The 19,107-nt window shown below is 58.1% G+C and carries 17 protein-coding genes; 9 read left to right on the top strand and 8 right to left on the bottom strand.

Translation table 11 applies throughout. The features are described 5' to 3' along the window. Positions 1-4 precede the first annotated feature (4 nt). Positions 5-370: a glycine cleavage system protein GcvH gene (gene gcvH / locus Q1B13_RS07365; RefSeq protein ID WP_298934486.1), complete on the top strand. Its 366-nt coding sequence runs from the start codon at positions 5-7 to the stop codon at positions 368-370. Between the two features lie 112 nt (positions 371-482). Further along, positions 483-3,338, top strand: a complete 2,856-nt coding sequence (gene gcvP / locus Q1B13_RS07360; protein WP_299078951.1) for an aminomethyl-transferring glycine dehydrogenase — start codon at positions 483-485, stop codon at positions 3,336-3,338. A gap of 37 nt (positions 3,339-3,375) precedes the next feature. Here the strand turns inward: gcvP and Q1B13_RS07355 are convergent, their stop codons facing one another. Next, complete coding sequence (locus Q1B13_RS07355; RefSeq protein ID WP_299078948.1) at positions 3,376-4,662, bottom strand: cytochrome c peroxidase; 1,287 nt, start codon at positions 4,660-4,662, stop codon at positions 3,376-3,378. Between Q1B13_RS07355 and Q1B13_RS07350 the strand changes: the two genes are divergently transcribed. After that, positions 4,663-5,133 (top strand): tetratricopeptide repeat protein, encoded by a 471-nt coding sequence (locus Q1B13_RS07350; protein ID WP_299078945.1) that lies wholly within the window; start codon positions 4,663-4,665, stop codon positions 5,131-5,133. A 34-nt stretch (positions 5,134-5,167) separates the two neighbouring features. On the opposite strand, the gene dctP is transcribed toward Q1B13_RS07350, so the two are convergent. From dctP to Q1B13_RS07320, 6 genes are read right to left on the bottom strand one after another with little or no spacing between them, the layout of a single operon-like run. Continuing rightward, positions 5,168-6,229 carry a TRAP transporter substrate-binding protein DctP gene (gene dctP / locus Q1B13_RS07345; protein ID WP_299078942.1) on the bottom strand — a complete coding sequence of 354 codons (1,062 nt, stop codon included), beginning with the start codon at positions 6,227-6,229 and terminating at the stop codon, positions 5,168-5,170. A gap of 24 nt (positions 6,230-6,253) precedes the next feature. Beyond that, positions 6,254-7,543, bottom strand: a complete 1,290-nt coding sequence (locus Q1B13_RS07340; protein ID WP_120634119.1) for a TRAP transporter large permease — start codon at positions 7,541-7,543, stop codon at positions 6,254-6,256. Further along, positions 7,544-8,131 (bottom strand): TRAP transporter small permease, encoded by a 588-nt coding sequence (locus tag Q1B13_RS07335; protein ID WP_299078939.1) that lies wholly within the window; start codon positions 8,129-8,131, stop codon positions 7,544-7,546. A 52-nt stretch (positions 8,132-8,183) separates the two neighbouring features. Further along, positions 8,184-8,699 carry a flavin reductase family protein gene (locus Q1B13_RS07330; RefSeq protein WP_298934493.1) on the bottom strand — a complete coding sequence of 172 codons (516 nt, stop codon included), beginning with the start codon at positions 8,697-8,699 and terminating at the stop codon, positions 8,184-8,186. Further along, positions 8,699-9,589, bottom strand: a complete 891-nt coding sequence (locus Q1B13_RS07325) for an aldo/keto reductase (RefSeq protein WP_299078933.1) — start codon at positions 9,587-9,589, stop codon at positions 8,699-8,701. Before Q1B13_RS07325 ends, Q1B13_RS07330 begins: the two co-directional genes overlap by 1 nt. Then, the gene (locus tag Q1B13_RS07320; protein WP_299078931.1) at positions 9,589-10,743 is read right to left on the bottom strand and encodes an LLM class flavin-dependent oxidoreductase; all 1,155 of its coding nucleotides are present in this window, start codon (positions 10,741-10,743) and stop codon (positions 9,589-9,591) included. The genes Q1B13_RS07325 and Q1B13_RS07320 overlap by 1 nt, the downstream gene beginning before the upstream one ends. A gap of 142 nt (positions 10,744-10,885) precedes the next feature. Between Q1B13_RS07320 and Q1B13_RS07315 the strand changes: the two genes are divergently transcribed. From Q1B13_RS07315 to Q1B13_RS07295, 5 genes are all read left to right on the top strand, one after another. Further along, on the top strand, positions 10,886-11,560 hold the full coding sequence (locus tag Q1B13_RS07315; protein WP_298934496.1) for a GntR family transcriptional regulator: 675 nt from the start codon (positions 10,886-10,888) through the stop codon (positions 11,558-11,560). A 19-nt stretch (positions 11,561-11,579) separates the two neighbouring features. Further along, entirely contained in the window at positions 11,580-12,680 is a 1,101-nt protein-coding gene (locus tag Q1B13_RS07310; protein WP_299078925.1) for a Gfo/Idh/MocA family oxidoreductase, read from the top strand. Between the two features lie 195 nt (positions 12,681-12,875). Then, positions 12,876-14,030 (top strand): phosphoserine transaminase, encoded by a 1,155-nt coding sequence (locus Q1B13_RS07305; protein ID WP_299078922.1) that lies wholly within the window; start codon positions 12,876-12,878, stop codon positions 14,028-14,030. Between the two features lie 63 nt (positions 14,031-14,093). Beyond that, entirely contained in the window at positions 14,094-15,689 is a 1,596-nt protein-coding gene (gene serA, locus Q1B13_RS07300) for a phosphoglycerate dehydrogenase (protein ID WP_299078919.1), read from the top strand. 119 nt (positions 15,690-15,808) lie between these two features. Further along, on the top strand, positions 15,809-16,546 hold the full coding sequence (locus tag Q1B13_RS07295) for a metallophosphoesterase family protein (protein WP_299078916.1): 738 nt from the start codon (positions 15,809-15,811) through the stop codon (positions 16,544-16,546). Here Q1B13_RS07295 and Q1B13_RS07290 read toward each other — a convergent pair. Then, on the bottom strand, positions 16,533-18,050 hold the full coding sequence (locus Q1B13_RS07290; RefSeq protein WP_299078913.1) for a malonyl-CoA synthase: 1,518 nt from the start codon (positions 18,048-18,050) through the stop codon (positions 16,533-16,535). The two genes, Q1B13_RS07295 and Q1B13_RS07290, sit on opposite strands and share 14 nt — an antisense overlap. Before the next feature lie 167 nt (positions 18,051-18,217). Between Q1B13_RS07290 and serB the strand changes: the two genes are divergently transcribed. After that, entirely contained in the window at positions 18,218-19,096 is an 879-nt protein-coding gene (gene serB, locus Q1B13_RS07285; RefSeq protein WP_299078910.1) for a phosphoserine phosphatase SerB, read from the top strand. The last annotated feature ends 11 nt before the right edge of the window (positions 19,097-19,107 follow it).

Raw genomic sequence — 19,107 nt, 5'->3', positions numbered from 1 at the left:
CAACATGGCAACCTATTATTCCGATGAGCATGAATGGCTGACCGTCGAAGGCGACACGGCCACGCTGGGGATCACCAAACACGCGGCCGAGCAATTGGGCGATGTGGTGTTCGTGGAACAGCAGGAAGCAGGTGACGAGTTTGAGAAAGGCGGCGAGATCGGTGTGATCGAATCCGTCAAGGCAGCCTCCGAGCTGTACGCGCCGGTTGATGGCGAGATCGTCGAGGTGAACGAGGCGCTGGCCGACAACCCCGGTTCGCTGAACGACGATCCCGAAGGTGAAGCCTGGATCTACAAGATCAAGATTGCGGATGCATCGCAGTTGGAAGATCTGATGGATCTGGACGGCTACAAGGCCCTGATCGGGTAAACCCAAACGGCGGGTCCTTTCGCGGATCCGCCCCTTAATCTGGCTAAAAATATCCCCGCCGGAGGCTCCTGCCAGAGCGGCCGGGCGAGACATTCCCTGAGGAGCATGACCTATGGCCTTCAAACTGACTGATTACGAAGCCTATGACTTCGCCAACCGCCGCCATATCGGGCCCAGCCCGACGGAAATGCGCGACATGCTCAAGGTGATTGGCTTCAAGACGCTGGACCAGCTGATCGACGCCACCGTCCCGCCTGCGATCCGGCAGAAAGAGCCGCTGGACTGGGGTCCGGCGATGACCGAACGCGATGCGCTCTTTTACATGAAAGAGGTAGCGAGCAAGAACAAGGTTCTGACCTCGCTGATCGGTCAGGGCTATTACGGCACCACCACACCGGCGCCGATCCTGCGCAACATCCTGGAAAACCCAGCCTGGTACACCGCCTACACCCCCTATCAGCCCGAGATCAGCCAGGGCCGTCTTGAGGCGCTGCTGAACTTCCAGACCATGGTCAGCGACCTGACCGGGCTGGACGTGGCCAACGCGTCCTTGCTGGACGAAGCCACAGCCGCAGCCGAAGCCATGGCGATGGCCAAACGCGGCGGGCGGTCCAAGGCCAACAACGCGGCCTTTTTCGTGGACAAGAACTGTCACCCGCAGACCATCGCCGTGATCAAAACCCGGGCTGAGCCTCTGGGCATCGACGTGCAGGTCGCCGATCCAGACACGCTGGATGCAGGGTCGGTGTTTGGTGCGATCTTCCAGTATCCCGGCACCCATGGCCATGTGCGCGACTTCACCTCGGAAATCGCCGCGTTGCATGAGCACAAGGCGATTGCCATTGTTGCCGCCGACATCCTGTCGCTGGCGCTGCTGAAATCCCCCGGTGAGATGGGCGCGGATATCGCCATCGGCTCGACCCAGCGCTTTGGCGTGCCGATGGGCTATGGCGGCCCGCACGCCGCCTATATGGCGACCACCGACAAATTGAAACGCTCGATGCCGGGCCGGATCATCGGCGTCAGCATCGACAGCCGCGGCAACAAGGCCTACCGCCTGTCGCTGCAGACCCGTGAACAACACATTCGCCGCGAAAAAGCCAACTCGAACGTTTGCACCGCGCAGGCGCTGCTGGCGGTAATTGCTTCGATGTATGCCGTCTATCACGGCCCCGATGGCATCAAGGCCATCGCACAATCGGTGCACCGCAAGACCTCGCGTCTGGCGGCCGGTCTGGAAGAGGCTGGCTTTGCCGTGGAACCGGAAGTGTTCTTCGACACCATCACGGTCGAGGTTGGTCATCTGCAGAATGTCGTGATGGAGGCCGCCGTGGCCCGCGGCGTCAACCTGCGCAAGGTCGGCGACACTAAGGTAGGCATCAGCCTTGACGAACAGACCCGGCCTGAGACCATCGAGGCCGTCTGGGGTGCCTTCGGCATCGACCGCAAGGATGACAGCTCAAACAAGCAATACCGTCTGCCGGACTATGCCCTGCGTGAAAGCGCGTATCTGACCCACCCGATCTTCCACAAGAACCGAGCCGAGGCCGAGATCACGCGCTATATGCGCCGTCTGGCCGACCGCGATCTGGCGCTGGATCGGGCGATGATCCCGTTGGGGTCGTGCACTATGAAGCTGAACGCCACGATCGAGATGATCCCGGTCACCTGGCCCGAGTTCGGCAACCTGCACCCGTTCTGCCCTGAAGATCAGGCGCAGGGCTACATGCAGATGATCGACGATCTGAACGACAAGCTGTGCCAGATCACCGGCTATGACGCGATCTCCCAGCAGCCCAATTCGGGCGCGCAGGGGGAATATGCGGGGCTGCTGACCATCCGCAACTACCACTTCGCCCGCGGCGAAGGGCAGCGCAATGTCTGCCTGATCCCAACCTCGGCGCATGGCACCAACCCGGCCTCGGCCCAGATGGTGGGATGGCAAGTTGTGCCTGTGCAGGCCGATGAGAACGGCAATATCGATCTGAATGACTTCCGCGCCAAAGCGGAAAAGCACGGCGACCATCTGGCTGGCTGCATGATCACCTACCCCTCGACCCATGGCGTGTTCGAGACCACCGTGCAGGAGGTCTGCCAGATCACCCATGACCATGGGGGTCAGGTCTATATCGATGGTGCCAACATGAACGCGATGGTCGGCCTGTCGCGTCCCGGTGACATTGGCGGTGACGTTAGCCACCTGAACCTGCACAAGACGTTCTGCATACCGCATGGCGGCGGCGGCCCCGGCATGGGCCCGATCGGCGTCAAGGCGCACCTGACCGAGCATCTGCCGGGCCACCCGGAATACGGCACCGCAGTGGGTCCGGTCTCGGCGGCGCCCTTTGGCTCACCGTCGATCCTGCCGGTCAGCTGGGCTTATGTGTTGCTGATGGGTGGCGCGGGTCTGACGCAGGCCACTAAGGTGGCGATCCTGAACGCCAACTACATCGCGGCACGCCTGCAGGATGCCTACCCGATCCTCTACACCTCGGAAACGGGCCGCGTGGCGCATGAATGCATCCTTGACACCCGCCCGCTGGACGAGGCCGCGCATGTGACCGTGGATGACGTGGCCAAGCGTCTGGTCGATTCAGGTTTCCATGCCCCGACGATGAGCTGGCCGGTGGCCGGCACCTTGATGGTTGAGCCCACGGAATCGGAACCCAAGGACGAGTTGGACCGCTTCTGCGACGCCATGCTTTCGATCCGGGCCGAGGCGCAAGACATCATAGACGGCAAGATTGACGCGGAAAACAACCCGCTGAAAAACGCGCCCCACACGGTGCGCGATCTGGTTGGTGATTGGGATCGCCCCTACACCCGTGAGCAAGCTTGCTTCCCTCCGGGTTCGATGGGCGTCGACAAGTATTGGTCACCCGTCAACCGCGTCGACAACGCATATGGCGATCGAAACCTCGTCTGCACGTGCCCGCCGATGTCGGAATACGAAGAAGCCGCCGAGTGAAAAAGAAAACCCCCGCCAGCGCTGGCCGGGGGTTTTCTTAGGGTATAAACCCGGCGGGTACGCCAAACGGCAACGTGTCTACGCTGGTTCCGGTTAACGCATTCAGGAAGGCGACGAGATTGTCGATTTCCGCGTCTGACAATTCCACTGGGGCAATGTCGATCCTGTTGCGTTGGCGTTCCATTTCGAAACGATCATCCCAAACCACAAAATCTGCCTTTTGCAGCCACGGCACCTGTGGCAAAGCAGCCATTGCACGCTCCCATCGTGACAGGCTGCTTTCAGGGTTCAGATGGTGGCGGATCATGCTTTCCAGATCGGGAAACGCCCCGTTGTGACCATAGGGCGCCGTCAGCGCAACGTTGCGCAGCATTGGGGTGCGGAACCGATAGGCGTCTTCCAATCGGTTGCTTTCGCCCATGCGTCCCACATCCCGGACAAAAGGATCCCACTGTCGGGTCCTGCCCGGCCCGAAGGGCGGCAGACCCAAAGCGTGAAACTTTTGGTCAGACATCAACGGACCGGAATGGCAGGTCGCGCATCGCGCTTTGCCATAGAACAGGTCCATGCCGTTTTTTTGTGTGGCAGAAAGCGCGGCGGTGTCCCCGGCCAAGTATTGGTCGAACGGGCTGTCTGTGCTGCGCCACTCGATCGCCATGAAGGCCGCAAGCGCATTTGCGATTTGGGTTATTGTTATGTCTTTGGCCGTTTCAACGTCGTCGAATGCGTCGACCATGGCTGACCCGTAGCGCGGGTCTGTGCGGACACGTTTGGCAAGGATGGGCCAGCCCATGTCGATCCGGTCATGTACCGCTCCGGTGACCTGATTTTCGGCCACATTCCCGGCCATTTCGAACTGCGCGGTTAACGGGAACAGCGCCTGTGCGGCCAGTAACGAGTTTAATCCCTCGGGCAGCCATTCCTGCGCCGGAGAATTGAAGCCGTTGTCATAGATATCGGATTTGCTGAGACGTCCATCGTGAAACAGCGTGTGTATGTCTTTGGCCCCAAGGTTCCACAAGCCGGGTGCATTGCGTGGGATGCGCTTGCGAATTCTATCCGCCCCGGTTCCGGGCGTGCGGTCTGGCCCCAGTCCAACGCCACCTTCCCCGATGCCCAAGGACAGCCCGTCAGACGTACCAAAATCCGGATGGTGGCAATGGGCACAGGTAATGTTCTGATTGCCCGACAGGATCGGATCGTAAAAGAGTTGATGACCGATGGCGGCCTGTTCCATATCAAAGGGCAGGAAATCATCATCGGTCAGCGGGCGCGGCAAATCCTGTGCCGCAGCAGCGCCAGCCCACAGGAGTACAGCACCCATATGCGCCAGTTTGTAATTGCCCTTTGCCTGATTGCTACACCGGCGCTGGCCGAACTGGAACAAGCCCGCGATCTGATGGAGGCCGGAGAATTTGAGGCTGCCCGCGAAGAACTGTTGCCAGCCGCGCGGTCCGGCAATGCCGAGGCCGAGGAACTGATTGCCGTGATGTACGGGTTGGGCCTTGGGGTCGAACAGGACTATCAGCGGGCGTTTGATTGGTATCTGCGCGCCTCGATGAAGGGGCATCCGGGGGCGCAGTCCGGGGTGGGGTGGTATTATGAGTTGGGTCTTGGCATGCCCTCGCCTGATCTGGTGCGCGCTTATATGTGGTACACGCTCAGCGCGATTGGTGGTGATCCCGATGCCGCGATCAGCCTGGAAGAAGTGGTCAAGAAAATGACGCCGGAGCAGATCGAAAAGGCTCATGTTCTGGTGAACGATTACAAAGTGTGGATGTATCCGTTTCGGTAGATGGGCCGGGCTGAAAAAACCCGGCCCATATCGGTTAGTTCAGGTCCGCGTCGCGTGACGCATTGATATCCGCCTCAGCCGCTGCCACGGCATCTGTCAGCGCAGTGAAGACCTGATCGCCACGGGTTACGTTGGTTTGGAACCACTCATAAACCGGAGTTGCGGCCTCTTTGAACGCGGCCTTTTGATCGGGTGTGGGCACATAGAGGTCACCGCCACCGGCGACGAAATCCTCATAAGCCTGAATCGACTTGCGTTTGGGCGAAGCAAAGGTCGCCTGCTGCAAAGCATAGAACCCGTCGACAACCACACGACGCATGTCTTCAGGCATTTCCTGAAACTTGGCGTTGTTCATCCACCACAGCGCGCCCATGTAGGCGTGTCCGTCCAGAGTGACATATTGCAAACCCGCATCCGGAAATTTCATACCCATGATATCGGTGATGCCGTTCTTGGAGCCTTCAACGACGCCTGTCTGGAAGCTGGTGAACAGTTCCGGCCACGGGATCGGGGTGGGCGAGGCGCCCAGCGCCTTGACCAGTTCCTGCGGCAGATCCGCAACCACGGTGCGGATCTTCAAGCCTTCCATGTCAGCCGGTTCGGCAACGCGGCGCTGTGTGTTGGCAAAGTTGCGCCAGCCACCAGTGTTACCAATGGTCATCAGGCGGATCGCGCCGCCAGAATCCTCAAGCGCCATATCGCGCACCTGGCGGGTGAAATCACCGGACAGAACATGCTCGGCCACGCGGTCATCCGCCATCAGGTAGGGCAGATCCAGAACCTGCACGTAGGGGAAGATGCCTGATGCACCGCCTGAGGTCGAAATGTAGATATCGATGGTGCCATCGGCGACACCCTGTAGGCATTCGGCGCCGTTGGAACACAGCTGCGTACCGATGAACAACTCAACCTCAATTGCTCCGTTGGATGCATTCTCGACGAAGTTCTTGAAGACGATCAGGCCGTCATAGTCTTCGTCGTTTTCATTCGAGTTGGCCGTGGCGCGCAGCGTGTAGTCGGCCGCTGTGGCTGCGATGGCGGATGCTGCCACCAGCGATGTGGCCACCGCTGCGGTTTTGATGAATCTTCTGAGCATGCGTTTCCTCCCTGTGATACTCAGTTAGTTTGCAAATCCCGTTATTCTCGGGATCGTCATTGATAGTGCCGGGATATAGGTGATCAGGAAGATCACTATGATTTCGACTGCCAGGAACGGCAGGATGGCCTTGGCGATGGTCTCAACCCGCTCACGCGAGACTGCCGCGGCCACAAACAAGACCAGCCCCATTGGTGGCGTGGCCAGACCAACGGTCAGGTTGACGCTCATGATGATGGCGAAATGGATGGGGTCGACGCCAAGGCTGGTGAAGATCGGACCCAGGATCGGGCCAAGGATGATGATCGCTGGCCCAGCGTCCAGGAACATGCCGACAACAAACAGCAGCAAGTTGATCAGGAACAGAAGGATCAGCGGGTTTTCCGACAGGCTGAGGATCAGCGATGCCAGTTGTTCCGGCGCGTGGCTGAGGCTGACCACGGTCTTGAACGCCATCGCGGCGCCAACCAGCAGCAGGACAACCGCCGAGGTCATACCAGCGTTACTGAGAACCTCGGGCACTTCTTTCCACGACAATGTGCGCAAAACGAAAAATCCGATGAGGAAGGCATAGCCCACGGCGACAGCCGCCGCCTCGGTCGGGGTAAAGATACCGCCCAGGATTCCGCCAAGAATGATGACGGGCGTCAGCAAAGGAAAGAACGCCTTGAGGCTGGCTTGCCTGCGTTCGCCCCAGGTGTATTTTCGGCTGGCAACCGGGAAGTCGTAGCGATCTGCCATGAGTTTGATCATCAGCATCAGGCCTACGCCAACCATAACCCCGGGCACGATCCCGGCCAGAAACAGCGCCGCGACGCTTTCGCCCATGACATATGCGTAGATGATCATGATGCCCGAGGGTGGGATGATCGGACCAATGACCGAACTGGCTGCGGTAATGGCAGCGGCGAACTTGCGAGTATAGCCCTGTTTCTCCATCGCCGGGATCAGCATGGATCCCAGGGCCGAGGTGTCGGCTACTGCAGAACCCGAGAGACCCGCAAACAGGATCGAGCTGAGCACGTTTACATGTGCCAGACCGCCGCGCAAATGACCCATCAGGGCCTGACTGAATTCGACAAGACGGATGGTTATGCCGCCTCGGTTCATCAACTCTCCGGCCAGCATGAAGAACGGGATCGCCATCAAGGGGAAACTGTCCATGCCATTGTAGACATTGCGGTAGAGCAGGGTGATGTCGTTGGTCTGACCGTTCAGCCACAGCAGAATGCCGGGCGCGGCCAACAGTGCGAAGAACACGGGCAAGCCGATCAATAGGAAGATCAGGAAAGTGGGCAGGAACCATATCAGCATTTATTCAGCCCCCACTGCGGCATCAGGAATTTCTGGCAACAGGTGACCGCCGCCCAACATGGTGATGAATGACCGGAGGATCAGTTCGATGTTGACTGAAATCAGCAGAACGATCCCCACAAGTAACGAGGCCATCATCCAACTGCGGGGAATGCGGTACCATTCGTCAAACCCGAAGGATGTTGGAAGGTAAAGCGCAGCGGTAGCGAACTTGCCGCCAAAGCCCGTCACCTCGGACCAGCCGATTGTGACCGCGACCAGCAAAACCGCCAATGAGACCAGAAGGAGAAAAATGTTCAGTGTTTGTCCGACAACGCGCGGCAGGAACCGTTGCAGCATGTCGATGGCGACGAAACCACCGCGTCGGAATGCGGTCGGAGCCATCAGACCGGTCATCCATAACATGCAGAACCGCGCTGCCTCATCCGGCCAGGGCAGGGCGTTGCCCAGAACATACCGGAAGAACACCTGAGTTAGGATCGCGATCACCATCAATGCAATCGCAACGACACCAACCGCGCGGCCCAGACGCAGCGCGGCTTCGTTCACGAATGCAATCGGCGCCAGCACCGATGCCAGTCCGCCCATGCGGTTCCTCCCTATGTCAGCTGCGGGTTTTTCCGCAGCAGTCTTCTCGCGCTTATTGGTGCGCGAATTGGCCGAGTTTCCCGGCATAAAAGGTCAGCGCGTCTCCATCCGCCATGCTGGCCTTCAAAACTTTACCCACGACAATAACGTGATCACCTGCGTTGTGATACGCATGTTGTTCGCATTCGAACCGCGCCAGACAATCCGGCAGCAGCGGCGTTCCGTTTTCACAGCGCTCATGTTCGATATCCCGCAGGGCATGGGCGTTCTTGGAACACCCAAAGCACAGCTCGGCCTGTTCGGCTGACAAAACGTGAACGCTGAAGTGGCGCGCCTTCTGAAAATAGGGGAAGCGGCGAGAGTTTCTGTCGCCAGCCCACATCACCAAAGGCGGATCCAGTGACAGGGACGAAAAGCTGTTGGCTGTGATGCAGATCGGCCCGTCATCGCTGTGGCAGGTCACGATCGTCACCCCGGTGGCAAAACGGCCAAAAGCATCCCTAAGGGTTCGGGTGTCGTCTTTATGCGGGACGAATGTACGGCTCATGTCCTTTGAGATTGCGTTCATCATGGTACCTCATGTCCCAGCGCCGCCTCATACAGGCGATACCAGGTTTCGCGATCCAGATTGACTTTCAGGGCGTCGGAAATCCGTTTGATACGGTCCAGATTGTTGGTGCCTAGCACCGGAAGGATACCTGCCGGATGAACCAGCAGGAATGCAACCGCAACAGCAGCACGGTCGACACCGAACTCCTCGGCAATTTCGTCAGCAACCAATCCGACCGGGGGATTCCCGGCCATCAGCATCCCGCCACCCAAGGGGGACCACGCCATCACAGCGTGGCCGTGCTGCTGGTGAAACGCCAAATCGCCATTGGTGCAAGGGCCAATCTCGCCCAGAGAAATTTCGATCTGATTGGTGACCAGCTGCGTTTTCATGGCCGATTGCAACAGCTGCCAATCCCACGGACGGAAGTTGGATACACCAACGGCCCCCACTTTGCCGCTGGCGACCACCTCATCCAGCACCGCACCAGTCTCGTGGTGATCCATGAACGGATCGGGGCGGTGAATCAGCAGTAGATCGATGTGATCAATAGCCATTTCCTGCAGTGAAGTTTCGACGGACTTCAGGATGTGCGCTCGCGACGTGTCATAGTATTTGGCCTTGGCATCGGCATACCGGCCGCAGGGCGCAACGATGTCACATTTGGTGACAATCTCCATCTTTTGACGCAGGCCGGGATTGGCACGCAAGGCGTTTCCCAGAACGGCTTCGGCGCCATAGTCGCCATAGATATCTGCCTGATCGAAGGTGGTGATGCCCTGATCCAGGCAAGCTTGAATCTTGGCATCGACATGACCAGCCGAGGTGTCGCTGTCATCGCCCAGCCGCCACATGCCGTAAACCAGACGGCTCAATTTCAGCGTTTCAGATAGTTTGACACGTTGCATCAACGACGCACTCCGTTGCCCAGCGGCGTCGCTGGGATGTTGTTGGGAACCCGTCCGTAAGCTTCGGGAAGAGAGCAGGTTTTTAGGTTGGGCATCACGCGGGTGCCGAAATGGCGTGCTTCGTCCATGTGTGGATAGCCCGAGAAGATGAAGGCGCGGATGCCCATCTTCTGGTATTCTTCAATCTTCGACATGACCTGATCGGTCGAGCCGACCAATGCCGCACCGCAACCCGACCGGGCGCGGCCAACGCCTGTCCAAAGGCCCGGCTCGACATACCCATATTCATCGGCCAGATCGCGGTTTTTGGATTGATGTGCGACGCCCAGAGATGTGGAGTCCAAGGCGCGCTCTCGTATGGCGCGGCCATATTCATCGTCCAGCTTGGACACGATGTAGTCGGCGTATTCCTGTGCCTCAGCCTCGGTATCGCGGACAATCATGTGAACCCGCAGACCATAATCCAGTGTGCGACCGCATTCGTCGGCGACTGCATGAACGGCTTTCATCCGGTCGGCCAATTGATCCTTTGTTTCCGGCCACATCAGGTAGACGTCACAATGTTCGCCGCACAACTGCAAGGCGGATGGGGAATAGCCACCGAAATACAGCAGCGGGCCTCCGGTTTGATAGGGTTTTGCGGGATCAGTGGTCAGACCGCCGAAATTGTAGACCTCACCTGCGTAGTTGATTTCATCCTGTGTCCAGGCCTGTTTCAGGATCTCGACCACTTCGCGCGAGCGTTGGTAGCGATAGGCGCTGTCAGCTTTTTCGCCGGGAAAATCGGATGAGATGATGTTGACGGTTAACCGTCCCTTCAACATGTGATCAAGCGTGGCGATGGTTCGGGCCAGCATAATGGGCTGCATCTCGCCGCAGCGCACCGCAGCCAGCATGTTGATCTTTTCGGTGATCGGTGCGCAGCCCGCGACAAAGCTGAGCGTGTCCTGACCGACTTGATATGAAGATGGGCACAGGATGTTGCGAAACCCCTGCGCCTCGGCTTCTTTCACGATGCCGGAACAATGATCCCAGTTGGATCGCAGGTCACCATCCGGCACGCCAAGAAACTGATAATCATCCGAGCAAAGCGCTGCAAACCACGAAACCTCAGCCGCATCCAGATCGGGTGACGTGATGGGGACAATTGTCATCTGTTGCGCGCTCCGCATTGATTTTGCTTTTTCTCTTGCGTAGCAATCACATTGATGTAGATCAATAGTGTATCAATTTTTCCTGCGACCGAATGAAGCGTCTGCTGTGACACCAACCAGCCGAAATCCAAATGCCCTGCCGATGTATATTCAAATCTCGGAACTGCTGATCCGGGATATTGCGGCTGGTCGCCTGATCGACGGAGAGCGCCTGCCCCCGGAAAGGGACATGGCGGCTGAGCTTCAGGTTTCGGTCGGGACTCTGCGAAAATCGCTCGCAGAGCTTGAGAAAAAGGGCATGTTGGAGCGTATTCAGGGCTCGGGCAATTACGTGCGCGAGACCGGAACGCAGAACAGCGTCTATGCGATGTTCCGACTAGAGCTGCCGGAAGGCGGCGGTTTGCCACGCGCCGATATCCTGTCGGTTGATCAATTGGAAAAGCCAGACGATTTGCCGGAATTCGGAAAATCCAACATCGGGTCACGCGTGCGCAGAATGCGGTATCTGAATGACACAATTATCGCTGTCGAGGAAATCTGGTTGGACGAATCAGTGGGTCTAATCGACCAGAACCTACTGTCGGACTCGCTTTATCGCTACTACCAGCAGCAATTGGGGTTCTGGATATCGCGCGCGGAAGACCGGGTTTCGGTCGGATTGTTGCCGCACTGGACGCCACCTGGGTTCACCAAGCCGATCGGAGAAACGGTTGGATACATCGAGCGGTTTAGTTGGTCGGAAAAACCCGACCCAGTCGAGTTTTCAAAAACATGGTTCGATGCGGATCGGGCCACTTATGTACAACGCCTGAAGTAAGAAGAATGAGGAAATACGCATGACCCGGACGATCAATTACGGGCTGATTGGATGCGGCATGATGGGGCAAGAGCACCTGCACAATATTGCCCTGCTGGACGGCACCCGCGTGTCGGCGATTTTCGAACCTGATGCGGGTATGGCAAAGATCGCGCAGGACATTGCACCGGACGCGACGATCGTGTCGTCGGTTCAGGCGTTGCTGGCGGTTGACGATCTGGATTGTCTGGTGATCGCCAGCCCAAATCACCTGCATGCTGATCAACTTGACGAAATCGCCCAGACACGCCCGCTACCGTTGCTGGTCGAAAAGCCCTTGTTCACCGATCCCAACGATACCGCCCGGTTGGAGGTGATTCGGCAAAGCTATCCCCACCCAATCTGGGTTGCGATGGAGTACCGCTACATGCCGCCGATCGCTGAACTGATCTCGCAGGCTCGGGCGGTCAGCGGCGGTGCGAAAATGTTGTCGATCCGGGAACACCGCTTTCCTTTTCTTGAAAAGGTCGGGCACTGGAACCGATTTAACCGTAACACCGGCGGAACCTTTGTCGAGAAATGCTGCCATTTCTTCGACCTGATGCGGTTGATCCTGCAATCTGATCCGGTGCGGATCACCGCGAGCGGGGGACAGGCGGTCAATCATCTGGACGAAACCTATGAAGGGGAAACACCGGACGTCCTGGATCACGGTTATGTGCTGGTTGATTTTGCGTCCGGTGCACGGGCGATGCTGGAATTATGCATGTTTGCCGAGGGTTCTCGTTACCAAGAAGAAATCTCGGCCATTGGCCCAGATGCCAAGATCGAAGCGTTAGTGCCCGGGCCGGGTCGCTTCTGGCCTGAACATCTGGGTGCACCGCCGGTGCCGCAGGTGATTGTCAGTCCGCGTGATCCGAAAGGTCCGGTTGTCAAAGATATTCCGGTCGATCCACGTTTGCTTGCAGCGGGGGATCACAACGGATCCACCTTTTATCAGCATCAGGGATTCCTGGAGTTGGTGCGCGGAGATCGCGCCGAACCGGATGTGTCAATGCGCGATGGGCTGTGGGCGGTTCAGATGGGATTGGCGGCTCAGCAGGCTTTGATCACTGGCGAAGCTGTTCACCTGACGGGTTGAGCGCCGGCGGCAGGCTCTAAACTGGCCAACGAATTGCGCCTATCGGAAACGCGCGTTCCCAATGCCCACATTTTTCGGTGTCGTTTTTGACCTTCAAAGGGTCTTTTCCGCTTGCGCGGCTGTTTCAGGGAAAATACGTCTGGCGGCGGGACACCCCTCCCCAACGAGGGGCGTGTATCTGGAAGGATAATACACATGAGCACTGAACAACCGGCGACGCGGCCGGCCAATCCGCGTTTTTCTTCTGGCCCCTGTGCCAAACCCCCCACATTTGACCTGACCAAACTGGCTGATGCCGCACTGGGCCGTTCGCACCGTGCTGCTGTTGGCAAGGACAAGCTAAAAGCGGCCATCGAAGGCACGCGTGACGTTTTGGGCATCCCGGCAGATTACAAGATCGGCATTGTTCCCGCATCGGACACCGGTGCGGTCGAAATGGCGCTGTGGTCGCTGTTGGGCGAGCGCAAGGTCGAGATGCTGGCGTGGGAAAGCTTTGGGTCCGGCTGGGTCACGGATGTGATCAAGCAGCTGAAAATCGATGCCGAGGTCAAAACGGCAGATTATGGCCAGCTCGTTGACCTAGCTTCGATCGATTTCTCCAATGACGTTGTCTTTACCTGGAACGGCACCACCTCGGGCGTGCGGGTTCCAAACGGCGATTGGATCGCGGATGACCGTCAGGGTCTGACGATCTGCGACGCGACTTCCGCGGCATTCGCGATGGATCTGCCTTGGGATAAGCTGGATGTGACCACGTTTAGCTGGCAGAAGGTTCTTGGTGGTGAGGCGGCGCACGGAATGCTGACCCTGAGCCCACGCGCGGTGGAGCGGCTGGAAAGTTACACCCCTGCATGGCCCCTGCCCAAGATTTTCCGTCTGACCAAAGGCGGTAAACTGATCGACGGCATCTTTACCGGAGCCACGATCAACACGCCTTCGATGCTGGCGGTTGAGGATTACCTGTTCGCGCTGGACTGGGCGCGCTCGGTCGGCGGGTTGCAGGGGCTGATCGGCCGCGCGGATGCCAATGCCGATGCGGTGCACGCGTTTTGCGCGCAGAATGATTGGATCGCCAATCTGGCTGAAGATGAGGCAACACAGTCGAACACATCTGTTTGCCTGAAATTCACCGACGCCCGTATTAAGGACGGCGCGAGTTTCGCTAAGGCCGTGGCCAAACGGCTTGAGGCTGAAAACATCGCGCTGGACATCGGCGCCTATCGCGACGCGCCGGCCGGTCTTCGCATCTGGTGCGGCGGCACGGTCGAAACATCGGATATCGAAGCGATGTTGCCCTGGCTGGCCTGGGCCTTTGAGGCTGAACTCGCGGCGCAAGCTGAAGCTGCCTGAGCATTTCCAATTTTCACCGGGCCGCAACTGGCCCGGCTCTCCACATATTCAAGGACCACAGACATGGCCCCTAAAGTACTCGTATCCGACAAACTCAGCGAAACCGCTGTTCAGATATTCCGTGACCGCGGGATCGACGTGGATTTCATGCCCGACCTGGGTAAGGACAAAGACAAGCTGGCTGAGGTAATTGGCCAATATGACGGCCTTGCGATCCGATCGGCCACCAAGGTTACGCCGACTATTCTGGACAAGGCAGACAAGCTGAAGGTCATCGGTCGCGCCGGAATTGGCACGGACAATGTCGACAAGGACGCAGCCTCGAAAAAAGGCGTGATCGTGATGAACACGCCGTTTGGCAATATGATCACAACTGCTGAACACGCGATTGCGATGATGTTCGCCGTGGCGCGGCAAATCCCCGAGGCGAGTACCTCTACCCACGCGGGCAAGTGGGAGAAGTCCAAGTTCATGGGGATCGAGCTGACCAATAAAACGCTCGGTGTAATCGGCGCGGGCAATATCGGTGGAATTGTTTGTGAGCGTGCCTTGGGTCTGCGGATGAAAGTGGTCGCCTATGATCCCTATCTGGGTGAAGAAAAAGCCGCCAAAATGGGCGTTGAGAAAGTCGAGCTGGATGAGCTGCTTGCGCGCGCTGATTTCATCACTCTGCACGTGCCGCTGACCGATCGAACCCGCAACATTCTGAGCCGCGAGAATCTGGCCAAGACGAAACCCGGCGTGCGTATTGTCAATTGTGCCCGTGGCGGTTTGGTCGATGAAGAAGCGCTGGCCGAGATGCTAAAGTCTGGTCATGTCGCGGGCGCCGCCTTTGACGTGTTCAAAGAGGAACCGGCAAAAGACAACCCGCTGTTTAACCTGCCCAACGTGGTCTGCACTCCTCATCTGGGCGCGGCGACCACCGAAGCTCAGGAAAACGTAGCGCTGCAAGTGGCCGAGCAGATCTCGAACTACCTGCTGACCGGCGCGGTAGAAAACGCGCTGAACATGCCCAGCGTCACAGCCGAAGAGGCCAATGTCATGGGCCCGTGGATCAAGCTGGCCGGGCATCTCGGCAGCTTTATCGGGCAGATGACCGACGAGCCTATCAAGGCGATCAACATCCTCTATGATGGTGTGGCGGCCGACATGAACCTCGCCGCTCTGAACTGTTCTGTAGTCGCGGGGATCATGAAAAAGTTCAATCCTGAGGTGAACATGGTGTCGGCTCCGGTCGTCGCCAAAGAGCGTGGGATCAAAATCTCAACCACCAATCAGGACAAGTCGGGCGCCTTCGAAGGCTACATCAAAGTCACGGTCGTCACAGACAAGCGCGAACGCTCAATCGGTGGAACTGTGTTCAGCGATGGCAAGCCGCGGTTTATTCAGATCAAAGGGATCAACATCGACGCTGAAGTTGGCGCCCACATGCTGTACACCACGAACGAAGATGTCCCGGGCATTATTGGGACGCTGGGTCAAACCATGGGTGAGCATGGGGTCAACATCGCCAACTTTACTCTGGGCCGGTCTGAGGCCGGGGGTGAGGCGATTGCGCTGCTCTACGTTGATGAGCTGGTTCCGGCAGAAGCGCGCGCCAAACTGGCCGAGACCGGCCTCTTCACGCAGATCAAGCCGCTGGAATTTGACGTTGTCTGATCTGCAGCGCTGAGTTTGTGACCCAATCGATGCCCGCGCTGAATAATGCGCGGGCATTGGCTTTTTTTAGCGGCCTAGTTACGGCAAAAGACCCGTAACCAATTCGAAGAGGCGCCGGTTTGACAACTCCTATCTATGCCGTTGGTGACATCCACGGGCAGCTGGGCATGCTGCAAAACGCGCTGTCCCGGATTGAGGCGGATGGCGGTCCAGATGCACGCGTCGTTTTTCTGGGGGACTACGTGGATCGCGGCCCCAATAGCCGTGAGGTGTTGGAGCTGCTGATCGAGGGGCAACAGGCGGGGCGCAACTGGGTCATGGTTAAGGGCAATCACGACCGGATGATGGCCCGGTTTGTGCAACAATGTGAGATTGCGGACAAGCAGCTGCCGATCGCCTTGAACTGGCTGAACCCGCGTCTGGGTGGTCGTGAAACGCTTGCGTCTTACGGCGTCGAAGTCACGGACAACGATCGCATCTATCAGGTCCATGAACGCGCCTGCGCTGCTGTGCCGCCCGCGCATCTGGACTTTATCAATGCCTTGCCGAACTATCATCAGGAGGGTGAGCTGCTATTTGTCCACGCCGGTATCCGGCCCGGTATCCCTCTGCCGCAACAATCCGAAGATGATCTGGTCTGGATCCGGCAGGAGTTCTTAATGGAGGCCGGTCCACACCCCTGGCTGATCGTGCATGGCCATACACCCGTGGATGCGGCAGAGCATTACGGGAACCGGATCAATCTGGATGCAGGCGCAGGCTATGGCCGGCCGCTGGCCACTGCGGTGTTCGAAGGCCGCCAGTGTTGGCTACTGACGGAATGCGGGCGAACGCCGTTGACTCCTAGCCCTTTGTAAACAGGCCGCGGTAATAGTCGCGCAGCACGTTTTTCTGAACCTTGCCCATGGTATTGCGGGGTAACTTGTCCAGCACGATCAGTTTGCGCGGATGTTTGAACCGGGCCAGTTCTGTTTGAATGGTGGCCAGAATGGCTTCTGCGTCAGGTGATTGGCCGGGTTCCGCGACAAGAATGCCCAGAACAGTCTCGCCAAAGTCTGGATGCGGTACGCCGATGACGGCGCTTTCCAAAACACCGGGCTGGTCGTCCAGCACCAGCTCGATCTCTTTGGGATAGATGTTGTACCCGCCCGAGATGATCAGGTCCTTGCCGCGCCCAACAATGTGCACATAGCCATCCGGATCCACGCGGCCCAAATCACCGGTGATGAAGAACCCATCCTCGCGTAGTTCGGCGGCGGTCTTCTCGGGCATTTGCCAATAGCCGTCGAATACGTTGGGACCGCGCACTTCGATGATTCCAATCTCGCCCTGCGGCAGGTTTTCGCCCGTGTCGGGGTTGGTGACCTTCAGTTCTACACCCGGCAGAGGAAACCCGACCGTCCCGGCACGGCGTTCGCCGTCATACGGGTTGGAGGTGTTCATGTTGGTCTCGGTCATGCCATAGCGTTCCAGGATGCGGTGACCGGTGCGCGCCTGAAACCGTTCGTGGGTTTCCGCCAGCAAGGGGGCCGAGCCTGAAATGAACAGCCGCATATGTCGCGTCAGGTCACCGGTGAACCGATCATCGTCCAGTAGGCGGGTGTAGAAGGTTGGAACTCCCATCATGGATGTCGCCCTGGGCATCAGGCTCAGGATGTCATCCAGATCGAATTTCGGCAGAAAGATCATCGACCCGCCCGAAGCCAAGATGACATTTGTCGCCACAAACAGCCCGTGAGTGTGAAAGATCGGCAACGCGTGTAGCAGGACGTCTTCAGGTGTGAACCGCCATTCACGCACCAGCGTTTCCGCGTTGGACAACAGGTTGGCTTGCGTCAGCATTGCACCCTTGGAACGTCCTGTGGTGCCGGATGTGTAAAGGAAAGCGGCCAGATCACTTTCGGACCTTTTGACTGGTTCAAAGGCAGGTAGCATTCCCAACGCGCGACGCATCAGGCTGCCGGTGCCATCTGCGTTCAGCGTGACCAACTGCGCATTTTGTGCCTGCGCGATGGGCCTAAGCCCGGCTTCGTTGGCCTGATCGCAGACAACCAGAGACGCTTCGCTATTTTCGATAAAGTAGCTCAGCTCAGCGGTCGTGTAGGCAGTGTTCAAAGGCAGAAAGATTAAACCCGTCTGAGCGCAAGCCGCATAAAGCGCCAGTGCTTCGGGGGATTTTTCCACCTGAATGGCCACGCGGTCGCCGGGCTCCAACTCCAGTCCAGTCAGCGCGTTGGCAATTCGAGAGGACATGTCGAGGAATTCGGTGTGGGTGACGACTCGACCATCTGGCAGATGCAGGAATGGCGTGGTCTTGCCAGCGTGGCGCCCGAACAAGCGATCATACAGCGGGTTACCCATCCCAATTCTCCTTTAGTCCTAATCCTGCTGAACCTGTCTTGGATTTGCTGGACGGTAAAGCCCTGAAATCGATGAAAACCAGGCGTTTTTGGCTGTTTTGCCCCATCCGCCTCTGGCGAAAATGCTGCACCTGCGATATGCGCATGTCAGACTGTCGGAGACTGAAAATGCTCGTTGCCACCCTGCTGACTAATCCTGCGGCGCCCTCGCTTGATGGCGCTCTGGTCGAGTCGTTGCGAAATGCATGGGGAGGGGGGGATGTCGTTTGGTTGAACTCTGATGAGGCGGCCGAGTTTCCGGTGGTGGAGATGCCGGTCAACCGCTGGGATGTCTGGGCGGATCTGCAGGGTATGGGCGTCGACTTGATCCTGCAGCCGATCGAAGGGCGTCGTAAAAAAATGCTTTTGGCGGATATGGACAGCACCATGATCCAACAGGAATGCATCGACGAACTGGCCGATGAAGCTGGGTTTGGCGAACGCGTCAAAGACATCACGGCGCGTGCGATGAACGGTGAATTGGATTTTGATGGTGCCTTGCTTGAACGGGTTGGTCTGTTGAAAGGCCTGGATGAGGCGGTGATCGATCAGGTGCTAAACACGCGGATCACCCTGATGCCCGGTGGCCGCGAACTGGTTGCAACGATGCGCGCGGCCGGTGGCTACGCGGCGCTGGTCTCGGGTGGGTTTACCGCGTTTACAGCTCAGGTGGCTGAACGGTTGGGGTTCGATGAAAACCGAGCCAACACTTTGCTATCTGAAAATGGGCACCTGACCGGCGATGTGAAACGTCCGATTCTTGGACGTCAGGCCAAAGTCGAATCTCTGGAACGCATCACTGCGCGGTTGGGTATTGCAGAAGCTGATGTAATTGCCGTGGGCGATGGGGCTAACGATTTGGGCATGCTGGGCCGCGCCGGGACGGGTGTTGCGCTGCATGCCAAGCCTGCGGTTGCAGAGCAATGCGACATTCGGATCAACCATGGCGATTTGTCTGCACTGTTGTACGTACAAGGCTATGCCCGACCGGATTTTGTCAGCGCCTGATACAGCGTACT

The organism is uncultured Ruegeria sp. (assembly GCF_947489545.1).
Lineage (GTDB): Bacteria > Pseudomonadota > Alphaproteobacteria > Rhodobacterales > Rhodobacteraceae > Ruegeria.
This window is presented reverse-complemented; position numbering and strand designations above follow the sequence as displayed.

What these genes read in the sequence shown, in the direction of transcription:
- Q1B13_RS07335 (WP_299078939.1), bottom strand. Translation starts at nt 8,131, where the DNA reads ATGGGCGGACTGGCATCGGTGCTGGCGCCGATTGCATTCGTGAACGAA.
- Q1B13_RS07320 (WP_299078931.1), bottom strand. Translation starts at nt 10,743, where the DNA reads ATGACAATTGTCCCCATCACGTCACCCGATCTGGATGCGGCTGAGGTT.
- Q1B13_RS07315 (WP_298934496.1), top strand. Translation starts at nt 10,886, where the DNA reads ATGTATATTCAAATCTCGGAACTGCTGATCCGGGATATTGCGGCTGGT.
- Q1B13_RS07350 (WP_299078945.1), top strand. Translation starts at nt 4,663, where the DNA reads ATGCGCCAGTTTGTAATTGCCCTTTGCCTGATTGCTACACCGGCGCTG.
- serB (WP_299078910.1), top strand. Translation starts at nt 18,218, where the DNA reads ATGCTCGTTGCCACCCTGCTGACTAATCCTGCGGCGCCCTCGCTTGAT.
- gcvH (WP_298934486.1), top strand. Translation starts at nt 5, where the DNA reads ATGGCAACCTATTATTCCGATGAGCATGAATGGCTGACCGTCGAAGGC.
- Q1B13_RS07310 (WP_299078925.1), top strand. Translation starts at nt 11,580, where the DNA reads ATGACCCGGACGATCAATTACGGGCTGATTGGATGCGGCATGATGGGG.
- Q1B13_RS07340 (WP_120634119.1), bottom strand. Translation starts at nt 7,543, where the DNA reads ATGCTGATATGGTTCCTGCCCACTTTCCTGATCTTCCTATTGATCGGC.
- Q1B13_RS07325 (WP_299078933.1), bottom strand. Translation starts at nt 9,589, where the DNA reads ATGCAACGTGTCAAACTATCTGAAACGCTGAAATTGAGCCGTCTGGTT.
- gcvP (WP_299078951.1), top strand. Translation starts at nt 483, where the DNA reads ATGGCCTTCAAACTGACTGATTACGAAGCCTATGACTTCGCCAACCGC.
- Q1B13_RS07290 (WP_299078913.1), bottom strand. Translation starts at nt 18,050, where the DNA reads ATGGGTAACCCGCTGTATGATCGCTTGTTCGGGCGCCACGCTGGCAAG.
- Q1B13_RS07330 (WP_298934493.1), bottom strand. Translation starts at nt 8,699, where the DNA reads ATGAACGCAATCTCAAAGGACATGAGCCGTACATTCGTCCCGCATAAA.
- Q1B13_RS07305 (WP_299078922.1), top strand. Translation starts at nt 12,876, where the DNA reads ATGAGCACTGAACAACCGGCGACGCGGCCGGCCAATCCGCGTTTTTCT.
- dctP (WP_299078942.1), bottom strand. Translation starts at nt 6,229, where the DNA reads ATGCTCAGAAGATTCATCAAAACCGCAGCGGTGGCCACATCGCTGGTG.
- serA (WP_299078919.1), top strand. Translation starts at nt 14,094, where the DNA reads ATGGCCCCTAAAGTACTCGTATCCGACAAACTCAGCGAAACCGCTGTT.
- Q1B13_RS07355 (WP_299078948.1), bottom strand. Translation starts at nt 4,662, where the DNA reads ATGGGTGCTGTACTCCTGTGGGCTGGCGCTGCTGCGGCACAGGATTTG.